At 32.6% G+C, this 16,812-nt stretch carries 15 protein-coding genes; 6 read left to right on the plus strand and 9 right to left on the minus strand.

What is annotated here, in order from left to right; genetic code table 11:
* Nucleotides 1-37: 37 nt before the first annotated feature.
* Nucleotides 38-691: a M15 family metallopeptidase gene (locus ACTJIW_RS21280; protein WP_044048069.1), complete on the plus strand. Its 654-nt coding sequence runs from the start codon at nucleotides 38-40 to the stop codon at nucleotides 689-691.
* Between the two features lies 1 nt (nucleotide 692).
* Here the strand turns inward: ACTJIW_RS21280 and ACTJIW_RS21285 are convergent, their stop codons facing one another.
* The 8 genes from ACTJIW_RS21285 to tsaD all read right to left on the minus strand — a co-directional run bounded on the left by ACTJIW_RS21285 (nucleotide 693) and on the right by tsaD (nucleotide 7,983).
* Nucleotides 693-1,259 (minus strand): hypothetical protein, encoded by a 567-nt coding sequence (locus ACTJIW_RS21285; protein ID WP_012026565.1) that lies wholly within the window; start codon nucleotides 1,257-1,259, stop codon nucleotides 693-695.
* 2 nt (nucleotides 1,260-1,261) lie between these two features.
* Nucleotides 1,262-2,443, minus strand: coding sequence for a THUMP-like domain-containing protein (locus ACTJIW_RS21290; protein WP_440715846.1), 1,182 nt, complete (start codon nucleotides 2,441-2,443; stop codon nucleotides 1,262-1,264).
* Nucleotides 2,444-2,445: 2 nt separating this feature from the next.
* Complete coding sequence (locus ACTJIW_RS21295; protein WP_440715845.1) at nucleotides 2,446-3,537, minus strand: AI-2E family transporter; 1,092 nt, start codon at nucleotides 3,535-3,537, stop codon at nucleotides 2,446-2,448.
* Nucleotides 3,538-3,662: 125 nt separating this feature from the next.
* The gene (locus ACTJIW_RS21300) at nucleotides 3,663-4,619 is read right to left on the minus strand and encodes a zinc metalloprotease (protein WP_274250829.1); all 957 of its coding nucleotides are present in this window, start codon (nucleotides 4,617-4,619) and stop codon (nucleotides 3,663-3,665) included.
* A 296-nt stretch (nucleotides 4,620-4,915) separates the two neighbouring features.
* Nucleotides 4,916-5,413, minus strand: coding sequence for a TrmH family RNA methyltransferase (locus ACTJIW_RS21305; RefSeq protein ID WP_440715844.1), 498 nt, complete (start codon nucleotides 5,411-5,413; stop codon nucleotides 4,916-4,918).
* Nucleotides 5,414-5,558: 145 nt separating this feature from the next.
* Entirely contained in the window at nucleotides 5,559-6,197 is a 639-nt protein-coding gene (locus tag ACTJIW_RS21310) for a DUF4159 domain-containing protein (protein WP_073408377.1), read from the minus strand.
* A 53-nt stretch (nucleotides 6,198-6,250) separates the two neighbouring features.
* Complete coding sequence (locus tag ACTJIW_RS21315) at nucleotides 6,251-6,958, minus strand: 16S rRNA (uracil(1498)-N(3))-methyltransferase (protein WP_012026559.1); 708 nt, start codon at nucleotides 6,956-6,958, stop codon at nucleotides 6,251-6,253.
* A gap of 2 nt (nucleotides 6,959-6,960) precedes the next feature.
* Nucleotides 6,961-7,983 (minus strand): tRNA (adenosine(37)-N6)-threonylcarbamoyltransferase complex transferase subunit TsaD, encoded by a 1,023-nt coding sequence (gene tsaD, locus ACTJIW_RS21320; RefSeq protein WP_012026558.1) that lies wholly within the window; start codon nucleotides 7,981-7,983, stop codon nucleotides 6,961-6,963.
* A 204-nt stretch (nucleotides 7,984-8,187) separates the two neighbouring features.
* On the opposite strand from tsaD, the gene ACTJIW_RS21325 reads away from it, so the two are divergent.
* The 5 genes from ACTJIW_RS21325 to ACTJIW_RS21345 all read left to right on the plus strand — a co-directional run bounded on the left by ACTJIW_RS21325 (nucleotide 8,188) and on the right by ACTJIW_RS21345 (nucleotide 16,430).
* Nucleotides 8,188-12,672: a translocation/assembly module TamB domain-containing protein gene (locus tag ACTJIW_RS21325; RefSeq protein ID WP_440715843.1), complete on the plus strand. Its 4,485-nt coding sequence runs from the start codon at nucleotides 8,188-8,190 to the stop codon at nucleotides 12,670-12,672.
* Between the two features lie 309 nt (nucleotides 12,673-12,981).
* A complete protein-coding gene (pfkA, locus tag ACTJIW_RS21330; protein WP_012026556.1) occupies nucleotides 12,982-13,968 on the plus strand; it encodes a 6-phosphofructokinase in 987 nt (328 codons plus the stop codon).
* Nucleotides 13,969-14,063: 95 nt separating this feature from the next.
* Complete coding sequence (gene gap / locus ACTJIW_RS21335) at nucleotides 14,064-15,068, plus strand: type I glyceraldehyde-3-phosphate dehydrogenase (RefSeq protein ID WP_012026555.1); 1,005 nt, start codon at nucleotides 14,064-14,066, stop codon at nucleotides 15,066-15,068.
* 125 nt (nucleotides 15,069-15,193) lie between these two features.
* The gene (locus ACTJIW_RS21340; RefSeq protein WP_012026554.1) at nucleotides 15,194-16,045 is read left to right on the plus strand and encodes an N-acetylglucosamine kinase-like protein; all 852 of its coding nucleotides are present in this window, start codon (nucleotides 15,194-15,196) and stop codon (nucleotides 16,043-16,045) included.
* A 10-nt stretch (nucleotides 16,046-16,055) separates the two neighbouring features.
* Nucleotides 16,056-16,430 carry a methylglyoxal synthase gene (locus tag ACTJIW_RS21345; protein WP_044048067.1) on the plus strand — a complete coding sequence of 125 codons (375 nt, stop codon included), beginning with the start codon at nucleotides 16,056-16,058 and terminating at the stop codon, nucleotides 16,428-16,430.
* Here ACTJIW_RS21345 and ACTJIW_RS21350 read toward each other — a convergent pair.
* Nucleotides 16,411-16,791 (minus strand): RidA family protein, encoded by a 381-nt coding sequence (locus tag ACTJIW_RS21350; RefSeq protein WP_433812709.1) that lies wholly within the window; start codon nucleotides 16,789-16,791, stop codon nucleotides 16,411-16,413. The two genes, ACTJIW_RS21345 and ACTJIW_RS21350, sit on opposite strands and share 20 nt — an antisense overlap.
* Nucleotides 16,792-16,812: the final 21 nt, after the last annotated feature.

The following is a 16,812-nucleotide window of genomic DNA, read 5'->3' on the forward strand; positions in this document are numbered from 1 at the left end:
ATATTTACTTTTTATGATAGACGTAAATTATAACTATATGTTACATTTTTTTAGAATATTATCTTTTTCTTTTTTGATTTTTGGGGCAGTGTCTGCCCATGCACAGCATGAAGCTTATACAGAACCTGTACAACAACAGATTGCCGATACCACTTTTGTAAATCTAAAAGATTATAGCAAAGATTTTGTGTATGATATGAAATATGCAACAGAAGATAATTTCTTAAAAGCCAAAGTATATGACTGTGCTGAATGTTTACTGCGTTTAAAAACAGTAAAAGCATTGGTTGCCGCGAACAAAGATTTTATTAAAAAAGGCTATAAAATAAAGCTTTACGATTGTTATCGTCCTTTGTCGATTCAGAAAAAAATGTGGGAAATTGTATCAAATCCAAAATATGTGGCCGATCCAAAAAAAGGCTCCATCCACAATAGAGGAGGAGCCGTTGATATTTCGCTGGTTGATATGAACGGGAAAGAATTGGATATGGGAACTGCTTTTGATTTTTTTGGACCAGAAGCCGCTCATAATTATACCAATTTTTCTAAAAAAGTTTTATCAAACCGAAAATTCTTAAAAAAGATAATGATAGAAAATGGTTTCAATTCATTTGATTCAGAATGGTGGCATTATAATTTAAAAGCAGGTTTAAAAGATAATGTTTCGAATCAAAAATGGAATTGCAATTAAATTATTCTACGCATCTAATATTTTCTATAAAGTAAGTATTGGGGTGCGTTACTTTACCGGTTAATTCAGATGTAAGATCGGCTTTTACGATATAATCTTCTATGTTCGTTAGATATTTAATTCGCATGATCGATATAGGAGATTTTTTCAGCTCTTCATAATTTTCTTTCACAAACATAAAAATACCGGTGTTAACTCTGTTATCAAAGCCTTTATCATCACGTACAAGTGTACCGCAGTTTTCCTGGTTGATATGCATTAAAGTAACAATTTTTCCATTCTCTAATTGTAAAAAGATTTTAGAGTTTTTATCGAAACAATTTGCCTTTATGAAATCTTTGCTTTTTTGAATGTTTTGTAAATTTAAAGTTGGCAGACCATCAGTTTGTGCCAGAGAAAAGAAAATATAATTGAAGCTTCCTCCAAAATACTTTTCACTCATTAAGTATTCGTTTGTTACTTTATAAGATCCAATAGAGTCATTTACGTTTACACTGTATTCACATGGTTTTTGAGCAAATGCGGCGAAGGTTAATAAAAAAAGTGTTAGTGTAATTAGTTGTTTCATTTCTAGTTTATTTTTCTGCAAATTAAAACTATTTTGTTATCATTTTTATCAGTTGTAAAAAAACAATAAAAATTTCCACCATTTTTTATTTTCCACTTCTTTCTGATGTTCTCTACTGTTTCTGGAAAATTACGTGTTGTAACATTTGCCTGCTTATTTAAAAGCTCATTTTTCATATCATTTTTATTGTACAAAATGACTTTTTCGATCTCAAAACTTCTTCCGGGAAAATCAATTAAATCGTCTGAAGTATATAAATGTGAATGTTTATGAAGTTTGTTTATTTTGAAAGATGTACTGACTTCATCAAAACCGCCCGATTTCATAATAGCCGAATTAGGTTCGTAAAGGTATTTTTGAGGAAGATTATACGATGGAAATTGACCTTCGGCACCTAAAACAAATTCAAAAGTTTCTATTTTGTCCTTTAAAATATTGGCAGTTTTTAATGTAATTTCTCCTGAATAATTTTTGTGAATTTCAAAAAGCAGTTCCTTTACTTCATTTTCAAGCGCTATAATATGAATGTTTTTCACTGATTTTAATTCAGATAAACCTGCAGAAATATCGAGTAAAGGAGCAGTTTTAATTAAAATAGAATCGCTTTTTTCAAAATAAAAATCTAAAGATTCCGGTACATTTGGCAGACAGTCTTTGAGCATAAAAACCTTGCCTTTTGCATCATTTCTTCGCGATGGATCAATATAAATCCAGTCCCATTTTTGGTTGAGGTTATTTAAAACATTTGCCGAATCATCTGCATAAAAATGGGAGTTCTTAACGTGTAACTGCTCAAAATTATGACTGACAATAGCTGATAAATCTTCGTTTATTTCGCAATGCGCAATAGATTTAAATCGTTGAGAAAAATAATAGTCATCAACTCCAAAACCACCGGTTAGGTCAATTAAAGTTTCACCTTCGATTAAAGAAGCTTTGTAAGCAGCTGTTTTTTCTGATGAGGTTTGTTCAACAGAAATTTTGCTGGGATAGATAATATCTTTGGCAGAAAACCAGGTTGGTAACTTGTCCTTTGCTTTAGTTCTTGCTTCAATCTGGTTTAAAATCGAAATCCATTCCACATCTGGAAACGGTTTTTTCTGCAGCGCCAATTTTGTTAAATCTGCACCAGTATTCTGAATTATAAATTCCTGAATCTCTGGATGCAAAATAGGATTATTCAAAGCTAAATTCTTTCGGTTAATACAGATACAATCTTGTTGTTAGGAAAAAATTCTTTTAAAATTACCTTAATCATTGTAAAAGCCGGAACTGCAATGATCATCCCGACAATTCCAAATGTAATACCGCTGATTAAGATGATTAGGAATATTTCTAACGGGTGCGAATTTACGCTTTTTGACGAAATTATCGGCTGGCTTATATTATTGTCAATTGCCTGAACGACTAAAAAGCCTATAACAACGTAAATGGTCTTAGGCAGAATTTCTGATTGAAAATCCTGTCCAATCATACTAATCATGGTTAAAATCGCAGCCAAAGTAGTTCCAATAATAGGACCTAAATAAGGTATAATATTTAGTATGGCACATAAAAAAGCAATTACAAATGCGTTTTTGTTTCCAAAGATTAATAACACAATCAGATACAGAATAAACACGACGATTAACTGCAATAATAAACCAATAAAATATCGGGTTAGTAAGTGGTTGATTTTTGTTATAGAATTTAAAATTTTATCTTCATTAGAATCTGGAAGTATTCTTCTGGCCTGATCTTTAAAAATAGTCTGGTCTTTTATAAAGAAGAAAGTAATAAAAAACACCGATACCAATCCCATTCCCATATCGGCCATAAAATTGATAATTGAATTGATAAATCCGGTGAAATAACTAAAATCTAATACCGAAGTTAGTTTAGAGTCTTTTATAACTTTATTTAAATCAATATGCTGAATATTAAAATATTCTTCAAGATGTTTTTCTGTCTCCATAAATTTAGCCTGAAGATGTGCCGTATCTAATAAAGCCAGATTATTTGCCTGAGAAATAATTAAAGGCACAAACAGCAGAATAAAGCCTACAATAAGAAAAATAAAAAAGATAATTGTAGTTGCAGCGGCCATTGAATTGCTGAATTTTAGTTTATTTTTTAAAAATAAAACCAGCGGATTTGCAATTAAACACAATATCAGGGAAACGCATAAATAAACAATTACGGTTTGTATTTCATATAAGAAGTATAAAACGATACCTATTACTAAGATTGTTGCCAATGCTCGTAAGATTCCGTTAGAAATAGTTTTTGACGTTATCATATTTAAAATTTAGAATATAAATATAGGAAAAAGCTTTTATAATTCTAGTGTTTCGGGCGTTCTAAAAATAATTAGTAAAAAAAAAGCGGGATGAAATCATCCCGCTTTTAATTAGATTTTTTTTATTAAGGTTGTGCAAAAGAATTTCTTGCACCTCCACTTGTAAAAATAGCCGCAATTCTATTTTTTTGTCCGTTAGAGAACATGTACATTCCAGCATCATCCGTATAATCCATGTAGTTCATTGTCATTTCTACAGGAGTTCCAGAACATGTACTGTAGTGTGGATATGCAGGTACACCATAATTTGCTGCATTATGAGTTGGAGTATCAGCAACTAAATCGCTTCCGCAAGTTGCATCTCCCCAAATGTGACGTAAATTCAGCCAGTGTCCCACTTCGTGAGTACCAGTTCTTCCTAAGTTATATGGAGCATTTGCAGCACCTGATAATCCGAAATATTTTGGATCAATTACAACTCCATCTGTAGAAGAAGCTCCACCAGGGAATTGTGCATAACCTAAAATTCCGCCTCCAATTGTGCAAGACCATAAGTTAAGTTTTGTTGTTGGAGAAGTTGGAGCTAAACCGCCCTGAGCCGTTTTTTTCATGGCATCATTTGTTCCCCAAGAGGTTTTTGTTGTTGATTTTCTGATAATTTGATCTAATACAAATGTAATTCCAACGTTTGCTTTTACACCAGCAAATAATGCAGGAACACTATTGTAGTCTGAGTTTAATGCATTAAAATCTTTGTTTAACACGTCAATTTGAGATTGAATCTGTGCAGCTGAAATATTTTCTGCTGTTGTTCTGTATAGAACATTTACTACAACAGGAATTTCAATTTTTCCATTTACAAGTTTACCTGTAAGTAAAGCTTTGTTTGTGTAAGCTTCAATTTCGTTCATTCTGATTGCTAATGTTGGATCAGCTTTTAATTGAGCTTCTAAAACATCCTGACTTGCGCAAGTACGAAGAGTTGGCTGTGCTGCTGCTTCAGAATTTGTTCCTTCAGCCTGATCATTTTGACATGAAAACAGCACTAATGCTGTAATTGCGGTAATAATAACTTTTTTCATAAATTCTAGGGGTTTTTGTTATAAAATAATAGTTTTAGTTAATCAGATCGCAATTTTATAACAAATACTATTTGTAGCCAAATTTTTATACAGATTTATTTGTGAGAATTTTACAATCCCTTGTATAATCTAGTTCTTACAAAAAAGTTAAAAATATTTTTAAGATGTTTTTTCTTACTTATTAATTTTTTTATTGCATTTTAACGTTGTTATTTGCTTTTTGTCGAGGTTTTGAAAGTTTGTTTATATAATTATTCGAAAATCGAACCCATTATTCTATAAAATTTAACAAAAAATTACAAAGAAGTAATCTCATACAAAGCAATGCTGGCAGCTTGTACTACATTCATGCTTGAGTTTTTTCCAAACATATTAATGTGAACAATTTGATGTGAAATTTTTAATAGTTCTTCTGAAATTCCGGCAATTTCACTTCCTATCAAAAGTGCCGTTTTTTTATCCTTTGGAATTAGAACTTCTTTCAGGGGTTTACTGTTGCTTGTAATTTCTAAAGCAATAATTTCGAAGTTGTTTTCTTGAAGATAAGCGGTTAATTCTGCCATTTCTTCAATAATTTGATGCGGTACATGAAGATGCGTACTGCGTGAAGTCTTGTTGATTTTTCTTGGCGTAAGCGGAATGTCTTTTCCTAAAAATATAATATTTTCTACACCAAAAGCTTCTGAAATTCTAAAAAGCGAACCAATATTCTGCTGAAAATAAATATGATCGCAAACCAAAGTTATTGGAAATGTTTTTCTCTCAAATTGATTTTCTTCGTGAGTCAGCTGCATTTTTTTAGTGAAAAGTAATTAATGAAAAGTAATTAGTAAATAGTAAATAGTAAATAGTAAATAGTAAATAGTGGTGACTCAGAATCTAAATAATTTTTCTTTTTAATTTGATGAATTACTAGTTACTAATCACTTTAACTAGTCACTAATTAGTGAAAATATAGTTAATAATATTAGCGCCCATTTTTAAGGCTTTATCGCGAACATTTGCTGGATCGTTGTGTACTTCGGCATCTTCCCAGCCATCGCCTAAGTCACATTCATACGTGTATAGCAAAACCAGTTTGTTTTCTACAAAAATCCCAAAAGCCTGCGGACGGGTTCCGTCGTGCTCATGAATTTTAGGCAATCCGTTAGGAAAAGGAAAAGGTTTTTGAAAAATAGGATGACTGGCAGGAATTTCGACCAGATTATTATTTGGGAATATCTTTTTTATTTCTTTTCGAATGTATTGATCCATTCCGTAATTATCATCAATATGAAGAAAACCGCCTCCGTTTAGATAATTTCTCAAATTCGAAACATCAGAATCACTGAAAACTACATTTCCGTGTCCCGTCATGTGTACAAACGGATACGAAAGCAAATCAGGATTGCTTGGCTCAACTGTAGAAGGTTTTGCTTTTATTCTGGTATTGATAGTCGAATTGCAAAAACGAATTAAGTTTGGCAGTGAAGTTGGATTTGCATACCAATCGCCTCCGCCGCTGTATTTTAATAATGCAATTTCTTGTGAAAAAGAAGTGATTGAAAAAAGTAAAAGCAAATAAAATATTTTTTTCATAGAATTGTAATTTGTCTACTCGTTTTGTTTTTCACAAAACCCTAGGAATTTATTTAAACTTCATTAAAAAATACAACACTATGGCAGGCCACAACTGCGGCAGTTTCTGTACGCAGACGAGTATTTCCTAATGTTACCGGTTTATAGTTGTTTTCAAGAGCCAATGCAATTTCTTTTTCAGAAAAATCACCTTCGGGACCAATTAATAAGGTTACGTTTTCGTTTGATTTTAAAGATTCTTTCAAAGATTTTTTATCGGTTTCTTCGCAGTGCGCAATAAACTGCAAGCCTTGATTTTTTTGCTTGATAAATTCTTTAAACGAAACAGCATCGTTTAATTTTGGAAGAAACATTTCATTAGATTGTTTCATTGCCGATAAAACTATTTTTTCAAAACGCTCTAAATTAATCACTTTTCTTTCAGAACGATCGCAGATAATTGGCGTAATTTCCTGAATGCCTATTTCTGTAGCTTTTTCTAAAAACCACTCAAAACGGTCATTCATTTTAGTTGGTGCAACAGCCAGGTGCAGACGAAATTTTGGTTCTGGAGATTTTTTTATTGAAAGAACGCTCACGATACATTTGTTATCAGATGCAAGAGTAATTTCGGTTTCAAACAATAATCCCTGACCATTTGTAACGTGAAGAATATCTGAATCTTTCTTGCGTAAAACTTTTATAATGTGTTTGCTTTCTTCTTTATCAAAAGAAAAACTCTCGGTTGTTTCGTCTATATCCGGATTGTAAAATAACTGCATAATTAAAACTGAATTCGCGCTTTAGAAACTACTGAAGAATCTTCAAAACGTTTTGATAAATATTTTTGGTAGCCTACAATTCCTATCATTGCGGCATTATCTGTAGTATATTCAAATTTTGGAATAAAAGTTTTCCAGCCGTATTTGGCTTCACTTTCTTTTAAAGTAGTCCTGATTCCTGAATTTGCAGAAACCCCGCCGCCAATAGCGATTTGTTTAATTCCGGTTTCTTTTACAGCCAGTTTTAATTTATCCATCAAAATTTCGATAATCGTATGCTGAATTGAAGCGCAGATATCGTTTAGGTTCTCTTCGATGAAATTTGGATTTTCCTGTTTGTTTTTTTGAATGAAATATAAAATAGCCGTTTTTAGTCCGGAAAAACTAAAATCTAATCCCGGAACTTTTGGTTTTGTAAAAGTAAAAGCTTTTGGGTTTCCTTCTTTGGCATATTTATCAATTAAAGGCCCGCCCGGATAAGGAAGTCCTAATATTTTTGCACTTTTATCAAAAGCTTCTCCAACCGCGTCATCTGTAGTTTCTCCAATAATTTCCATATCAAAAAAACTATTCACTTTTACAATCTGCGTATGTCCGCCGCTAATAGTTAAAGCCAAAAAAGGAAATTCGGGTTTGTCGTATCCTTCTTCGTCAATAAAATGCGCTAAAATATGGGCATGCATATGATTTACAGCAATTAACGGAATATTTAATGCTAATGATAATGATTTACCAAAAGAACTTCCTACCAAAAGTGATCCCATTAAGCCAGGACCTTGTGTAAAGGCAATGGCAGATAGCTGTTCTTTTTGTACATTTGCTTTGCGAAGTGCAGCATCGATTACAGGAACTATGTTTTGCTGGTGTGCTCTCGAAGCTAATTCAGGAACTACACCGCCGTATTGATTGTGAATTAACTGATTGGCTACAACATTTGAGAGTACTTTGTCGTTATGTAAAACCGCGGCAGCAGTATCGTCGCATGAACTTTCGATGGCAAGAATAAAAACCTCTGAATTTTGCATATAAAGGCACGAATTTTGGATTATATTTGACAAATCAAATTTTGAAATTTCTTTGATTGAAGCAGATGCCAAAATTAAAGAATTTTTATCAAAACAGCCGTCCTTTGTCTGTTCAAATTAAATTAATACAAAAACAATAATAATAGCGTTATCAAAAGAGTAAAGAAAATAGTATCCAGAACCCTGATTGGCTTAATTTTACTTTTGCTGATACTTGCTATCACTCTGTCTCTGCCTGTCGTACAGACAAAAATTGCTAAATATATTACCGAAACTCTTAATAAAGATTTTAAAACCAACATTAGTATTGATAAAGCGGCAATAAATATTTTTGGCGGCGTAAAACTAAAGAAAGTACTTATTTTAGATCATCATAAAAAAACTTTAATCTATTCAGACCTCATAAATACTGATATTTTAAGTATTAAAAGAGCAATCGATGGAGACTTAATTTTTGGAGATATTCGTTTAACAGGTTTGATTTTTAATCTTAAAACCTATAAAGGCGAAGACGAAAACAATATCAATAAGTTTATAAAACTGTTTGAAACTGAAAAACAGGTAAAAACAAAATCGACTAAACATTTCCTTTTAACAGCAAGAAACGCATACATTACCAACGGAAATTTCTCTGTTGTTGATGAAAATAAGCACACACCAAAATTCCTGGATTTTACAAAGCTAAATGCCTATATCAGCGATTTTAAATTGTATGGTTCAGATGTAAATACTAACATTCACAGATTTTCATTTTTAGATCACAGAGGTTTGTATGTTTCTAATTTTGCCGGAAAATTCAGTTATACCAAAAAACAGATTAAAGTCGAAAACCTTGCCATAAAAACCAAGAGATCATGGATTTATGGAAAAGCAATTTTAAACTATAAGGTTAAAGATTTTCTTGATTTTACAGATAAAGTTCGTTTTGATGTAGCATTAGATTCGTCTTCTATAGCTTCAAACGATATTCGTTATTTTTATGACGGACTGGGTAAAAACCAGCATTTTAAAGTTAAAACCAAGATTAAAGGACCTTTAAATGATTTGAACCTTAATCATTTAAGGCTGAGCGATGCAAATGGTTCCAAAATCTTTGGAAATATCAACTTTAAAAATCTTTTGGGTACAAAAGAACAAAAGTTCTCGATGGACGGAAAGTTTGATAAATTAATTGCCAGCTATGATAATCTGGTTTTTATACTTCCGGGTATTTTAGGCAAAAGCCTTCCAAAAGAGCTGAAAAGAATTGGTAAATTTAATATCACCGGGAAAGCAAAAGTTTCAACAACAGCTTTAGAAACCGATTTTAAAATGGCAACTGATTTAGGAAACGGTAAAGTCAATCTTCATATGAATAATATGGATTTTATCGATAAAGCTTCTTATTCAGGTAATATTGTTTTGGATAATTTTAATATCGGCGCTTTATTAGGCCGAAAAGACGTTGGCCGAACGACCTTAAATTTAGATGTTGACGGTGTTGGTTTTACCGAAAAATATTTGAATACAATTGTTAAAGGTGATATTAATAAATTAGACTACAATAAATACAGATACAGTAATATTGTTGTAAACGGAAACTTCAAGCTTCCTTATTATAAAGGCCAGCTTTCGATTAATGACCCAAATTTGAATTTGACTTTTGACGGATTAGTAGATTTAAGTAAACGTGAAAGCCGTTATGATTTTCATATAAATGTAGAAAATTCAGATTTACAAAAATTGAGGTTCGTAAACGATTCGATTTCTCATTTTAAAGGTGATGCAGTAGTTCAGGTAAGCGGAAATTCTATCGAGAATCTTCAGGGAAATATTATTATTAAAGATGCAGAATATCAAAATCCACAGGCAACTTACGTTTTTGATGACGTAACAATAAGTTCCAATTTTGATGATGACAGACTTAGAACTATAACCATTAATTCAGCAGATATTGTTGAAGGAAGAATTGTGGGTAAATTTCAATTTGCACAGCTGGATAAACTGGTTATGAATTCTGTGGGAAGTTTGTATACCAACTACAAACCTTATAAAGTTAAAAAAGGGCAGTTCCTGCGTTTTAATTTCCATGTATATAATAAGGTAGTAGAAATGCTGTATCCGGAATTAAAAATTGATTCCAGTACAGTCGTTCGTGGTAAAATTGATGCAGACCTGCAGGAATTTAAATTTGGTTTCAGATCCAAACAAATTACTGCTGCCAAAAATACTTTTGATAATATCAGAATCAGTATTGATAATAAAAACCCGCTTTATAATGCATTCGTTGAGCTCGATAGTATTAAAACACCTTATTATAAAATCCGCGATTTCAATTTAATTAACGTAACATCAAAAGATACTTTATTTGTTCGTTCTGAGTTTAAAGGTGGAGATAAAGGACAGGATTATTTTAATCTCGATTTATATCACACTATCGACAAAAAGAAAAATAATATTGTCGGAATCAAGAAATCTGAAATGAAGTTTAAAGACTATTTATGGTATTTAAATGAAGACGCCGCAAAGGATAATCAGATCGTTTTTGATCAGTATTTTAAAAACTTTACCATTGACAATATAGTTTTGTCTCACGAAAACCAGAAAATTGATTTAAACGGGATAATTAAAGGAAAAGATTATAAGGATATTGTCCTCAATTTTGAAGATGTAGACATAAATAAAATTACGCCTTCAAATTCGAAGTTTGTTTTTAACGGAAATCTAAACGGAAACATAAATTATAAGCAGAATAAAGATGTTTATCAGCCGACAGCCAGTATTGTCGTCGATCATCTTAATATGAATAAAGTTGATTTAGGCACTCTGAATTTTGATATTTCGGGAGATCAGACTTTTAGAAAATTTACCGTAAATTCTTCTATCGTAAATGGTTTTGCAGAATCGTTTAGGGCAAATGGTACTTTTAATATTGAGAATAAGGAAACTTTTATGGACTTGAATCTTAAACTCGAAGGATTTAATCTTGCGACTTTAGGAACTATAGGAGGAGATGTTTTATCGAATATTAGAGGTTCTGTTTCAGGAAATGCAGCAGTTGTGGGTAATTTGAAAAAACCTGAAATCAACGGACGTTTATATGTAGAAAAAGCCGGAATGACAATTCCGTACCTAAATACGGATTACGAATTGAGCGACAGAACGGTCATCGATTTAACAGATGAGAAGTTTTTGTTTAGAAATAATCAGTTAACAGATACTAAGTATAAAACAAAAGGACTGCTGAACGGAACAATCGAGCATCATAACTTTGGCGACTGGAAATTAGATTTAACCATAACTTCTAAACGTTTATTAGCACTTGATACAAAAGATAGTGAAGATGCTGCTTATTTTGGTACAGCCTTCATAAACGGAACTGCGAGTATAAAAGGACCAACAGAAAGTTTATTTATTAAGGTTGATGCAAAATCTGAAAAAGGGACCGAAGTCAAGATTCCTATAAATAATGTACAAAGTGTGGGAGAAAGCAGCTGGATACATTTTGTAACACCAAAAGAAAAATACAACCTGCAAAAAGGAATTGTTGAAAGAACCAGAAACTACAATGGTCTGGAGCTGGAATTTGATTTTGACATTACGCCGGATGCCGAAGTAGAAGTTATCCTTGACAGAAATTCCGGTCACGGTATGAAAGGAAAAGGATACGGATCGCTGTTATTTAAGATTAATACACTGGGTAAATTTAATATGTGGGGGGATTTCCAGGCATACGAAGGAACTTATAACTTTAAATACGGAGGTTTAATCGATAAAAAATTCGCAGTTAAAAAAGGTGGTTCTATTATTTGGGAAGGAAACCCGATGAAAGCACAGCTGAATTTAGAAGCCGTTTACAAAACATCGGCAAATCCTGCCGTATTGCTGGATAATTCTTCTTTCAATAAAAAAGTACCTGTAGAAGTTGTAATTGGTTTAAGAGGAGATTTAACGAGTCCTGAACCTAATTTCGATATTCAGTTTCCATCGGTAAGTAATGTATTGAAATCTGAAATACAATATAAGTTAGATGATAAAGACGTTCGTCAAACGCAGGCTTTGTATTTATTATCTACAGGTTCATTTATGAGTCAGGACGGATTTAACCAAAGCGATTTGTCAGGAACATTTGCAGAAACTGCTGCAAGTTTATTAGGAGGAATTATCAAATCAGATAACGACCTTATTAATATTGACCTGAATTTTATTTCTGCCGACAGAAGATTAGGTCAGGAAGCCGACGGGCAGTTTGTAGCCAATATTTCATCGCAGATTAACGAAAGGATTTCGATTAATGGTAAAGTAGGGGTTCCGGTAGGAGGAGTAAACGAATCTGCTATTGTAGGCGATATTGAAATCTTATACCGTGTAAACGAAGACGGATCAATGAACCTTCGATTATTCAATAAAGAAAATGATATTAATTATATAGGACAAGGAATTGGTTATACGCAGGGAGTTGGTATTTCTTATGAAGTAGATTTTGATACTTTCAGCGAATTGGTGAATAAATTATTTAAAAGCCATAAACTCGAGAAAGCGATTAAAAAATCAGATGACTTTCAGGATTCAAATCTAAATCCGGATTATCTGAATTTTAAAAGCGCTAACGAGGCAGAAAAAGACAAAAAGAAGCCTGAAAAAGAAGAAGAGAAAAAGCCAAAACCGCAAAACAATAATGAAGGCTTAATTCCGGACAATGATTTCTAGATAATTTGTTAAAAAGTGTATAAAAAAACCATTCGAAACAACGAATGGTTTTTTTATGCTTAAATTTATAGTTTTTGTAAGTTTTTTCTAAAAAGCTCTAAGTGAGATTTTTATAACACTTCTTTTGGGTATTGTTAATTTTAAAGAATTAATTAAAAAATGCCCTATTTATTATTTTAAATGAAATTTTTGGTATCAAAAAACTTATTAACGAAAACGTTTGAATTTAACAGATTTTATTAAATTATAATAAATATAACCGCAGAAGTGCTGAATGTTTGCTAAATTTACAACTTTAATACTTAAATAATGTCAAAAACAATAAAAAAAGTAGGTGTTCTTACCTCAGGAGGAGACTCACCGGGAATGAATGCTGCAATACGATCAGTTGTTCGAACATGTGCTTATCATAATATAGAATGCATAGGAATTTATAGAGGGTATCAAGGAATGATCGAAGGTGATTTTAAAGAAATGGGCCCTCGAAGCGTTAATAATATTGTAAATAAAGGAGGAACGATCCTGAAATCGGCTCGCTCTGTAGACTTTAGAACGCCGGAAGGCCGTAAAAAAGCTCACGAAAATCTTCTTAAAGCCGGAATCGATGCTTTAGTTGTTATTGGCGGAGACGGAAGTTTTACCGGAGGTTTAATTTTTAACTCAGAATACGATTTTCCTGTAATGGGAATTCCAGGTACAATTGATAATGATATTTATGGTACAAGCTTTACTTTAGGTTATGACACTGCTTTAAATACTGTTGTTGACTGTATAGATAAAATTAGAGATACTGCAAGTTCACATAACCGTTTATTCTTTGTAGAGGTTATGGGTAGAGATGCAGGTCACATCGCACTTAATGCCGGAATTGGAGCCGGTGCAGAAGAAATCCTTATTCCTGAAGAAGATTTAGGTCTTGACAGATTGTTAGACTCTCTTCAAAAAAGTAAAGCTTCAGGAAAATCATCAAGTATAGTAGTTATTGCCGAAGGTGATAAAATTGGTAAAAATGTATTCGAATTAAAAGATTACGTTGAGGCTAATTTACCTGAATACGACGTAAGAGTATCTGTTTTAGGACACATGCAGCGTGGTGGTTCACCATCTTGTTTTGACCGTGTTCTGGCAAGCCGTCTTGGTGTAAAAGCAGTTGAGTCTTTAATTGAAGGAAAATCAAACTACATGGTTGGTCTTAAGGAAGATAAAGTTGTTTTAACTCCGCTGGAGCAGGCAATTAAAGGTAAATCTGAAATTGATAGAGAATTATTGAGAGTGTCAGACATTATGTCTACATAATTATATAAGATAAAAGTTTAAAAGAGAAGAAGTTTATTGTGAGGAAATTAGACTTTGAATTAATATAATAAAAACAAAAGCAAAAATTTAGTAAAATGTCAAAAGTAAAATTAGGAATAAACGGATTTGGACGTATCGGAAGAATCGTTTTTAGAGAGTCTTTCAATAGAGATAATGTAGAAGTTGTAGCGATCAACGATTTATTAGACGTAGATCACTTAGCTTACTTATTAAAATATGATTCAGTTCACGGTCGTTTCAACGGAACTGTTGAAGTTAAAGAAGGAAAATTGTATGTAAACGGAAGAAACATCCGTATCACTGCAGAAAGAAATCCTGCTGACTTAAAATGGAACGAAGTTGATGTTGATGTAGTAGCAGAATGTACTGGTATCTTCACAACTATCGAAACTGCAAGCGAGCACTTAAAAGGAGGAGCTAAAAAAGTTATCATTTCTGCTCCATCTGCTGATGCTCCAATGTTTGTAATGGGAGTGAACCACGAAACTGCAAAAGCTTCTGATTTAGTTGTTTCTAACGCTTCTTGTACTACAAACTGTTTAGCTCCTTTAGCTAAAGTTATCCACGATAATTTCGAAATCGTTGAAGGTTTAATGACAACTGTTCACGCAACTACTTCAACTCAAATGACTGCTGACGGACCTTCTAGAAAAGACTGGAGAGGTGGACGTGCAGCTGCAATCAACATCATTCCTTCTTCAACAGGTGCTGCTAAAGCGGTTGGAAAAGTTATTCCATCTTTAAATGGAAAATTAACAGGAATGTCTTTCCGTGTACCTACTGCTGACGTTTCTGTTGTAGATTTAACTGTAAAAGTTGCTAAAGAAACTACATACGAAGAAATCTTAGCTGTATTGAAAAAAGCTTCAGAAAACGAAATGAAAGGTATCTTAGGATATACAGAAGATGCAGTTGTTTCTCAAGACTTTATCTCTGATAAAAGAACTTCAATCGTTGATGCTGGTGCAGGAATTGGATTAAATTCTACTTTCTTCAAATTAGTATCTTGGTATGACAATGAGTACGGATACTCAAGCAAATTAATCGATTTGTCTGTGCATATCGCAGGTTTAAAATAATATTATATATTTTTGCAAAATCCCGTTATCATCAAAGTAACGGGATTTTCTTATTTTGTTACGTCTTTAATTAATGTAAAAACTACACTTATTGAGGAAAAACTAAACCAAAAACAAAAAATAAAATGAAATTAATAGTTGATAGTGGGTCTACTAAAGCAGATTGGATTGCAATTGATGATAACGGAAAAGTATTGTTCACCACACAAACATTAGGATTAAATCCTGAAATTCTGGACGGACCGGAAATTATCTCAAGATTAAACGACCGTTTCGATATTTTACAAAACAAAAAAAATGCAACACATTTGTTCTTTTATGGAGCAGGTTGTGGAACAGACAGAATGAAAGAAGCTTTAAAACAAATCTTTCAGGAGTATTTTACTAACGCTATTGTTGATGTTCAGGAAGATACTTATGCTGCTGTTTATGCTACAACTCCAAAAGGAGAAGAAGCAATCGTATCTATCTTAGGAACTGGGTCTAACTGCAGTTATTTTGATGGAAAAGTATTGCACCAAAAAGTTCAGTCATTAGGTTATATCGTAATGGATGACTGCAGCGGAAACGTTTTTGGAAAAGAACTAATTAGAAAATACTATTTTAATAAAATGCCAAAAGAATTAGCGGTTGAACTTGAAAAAGAGTACGATGTTGATCCGGATTTTATTAAAAACAAATTATATAAAGAGCCAAACCCAAATGCTTATTTGGCAACTTTTGCTAAGTTTTTAATCAAACATAAAGACACTGAATTCTGCAGAAAAATTATTTTCAAAGGAATGAAATCTTTCGTTAAAAATTATATCAAACAGTTTGACAACTGTAAAGAAGTTCCAGTACATTTTGTTGGTTCTATTGCTTTTTATTTAAAAGATGAATTGCAGGAAACTTTCGATAAGTACGAGCTTAAATTAGGAAATGTATTAAGAAGACCTATTGACGGTTTAATTGCTTACCATGTCGCTAATCAATAGTTCTGGGTTTATGGAAATTGCAATTATCGCACACGACGGTAAAAAAGCTGATTTGATTGATTTTTTGATTAAAAATGAAGCTGTGCTTCATAATGAAAAAATCAGACTTATTGGTACCGGAACAACTGGAGGAAAAGCCGAAGCAGCGGGATTTAAAACCCAGAGAATGCTTTCAGGGCCTTTAGGAGGTGATGCGCAGATTGCTGGAAGAGTTGCAGAAGGAATTACACAAATGGTTTTCTTTTTTAAAGATCCATTATCCAGTCATCCTCATGAAGCAGATATTAATATGCTGATTCGTGTTTGTGATGTACATAATGTGCCGCTGGCAACAAATGAAGCAACGGCACAATTATTATTAGATGCTATTGCACAGCAATTATAGAAATCTCAACATTTACATTTTTTGGCAGACATGCCACTTGAACCGTTTCACGTGCTGGAGCGGTTTTTTCGTTAAAATACGAACCGTAAATAGTGTTTATAGCACCAAAATTGTTCATATCCATAATAAAGATAGTAGTTTTAACTACGTTCTCAAAAGTCATATTCGCAGCTTCAAGAATAGCTGCAATATTTTCCATTACCTGAGTCGTTTCGTTGTTGATAGTATCAGTAACTAATTCTCCTGTAGCCGGATTAATTGCAATCTGGCCAGAAGCATACAATGTGTTTCCTGATAAAACGGCTTGATTATAAGGACCGATAGGAGCCGGAGCCTTTTCTGTAAAGATTATTTTTTTCATGATAAAATTATTTTAAGTCGA

It is taken from the genome of Flavobacterium sp. 22659, from assembly GCF_052044235.1.
Lineage (GTDB): Bacteria > Bacteroidota > Bacteroidia > Flavobacteriales > Flavobacteriaceae > Flavobacterium > Flavobacterium johnsoniae.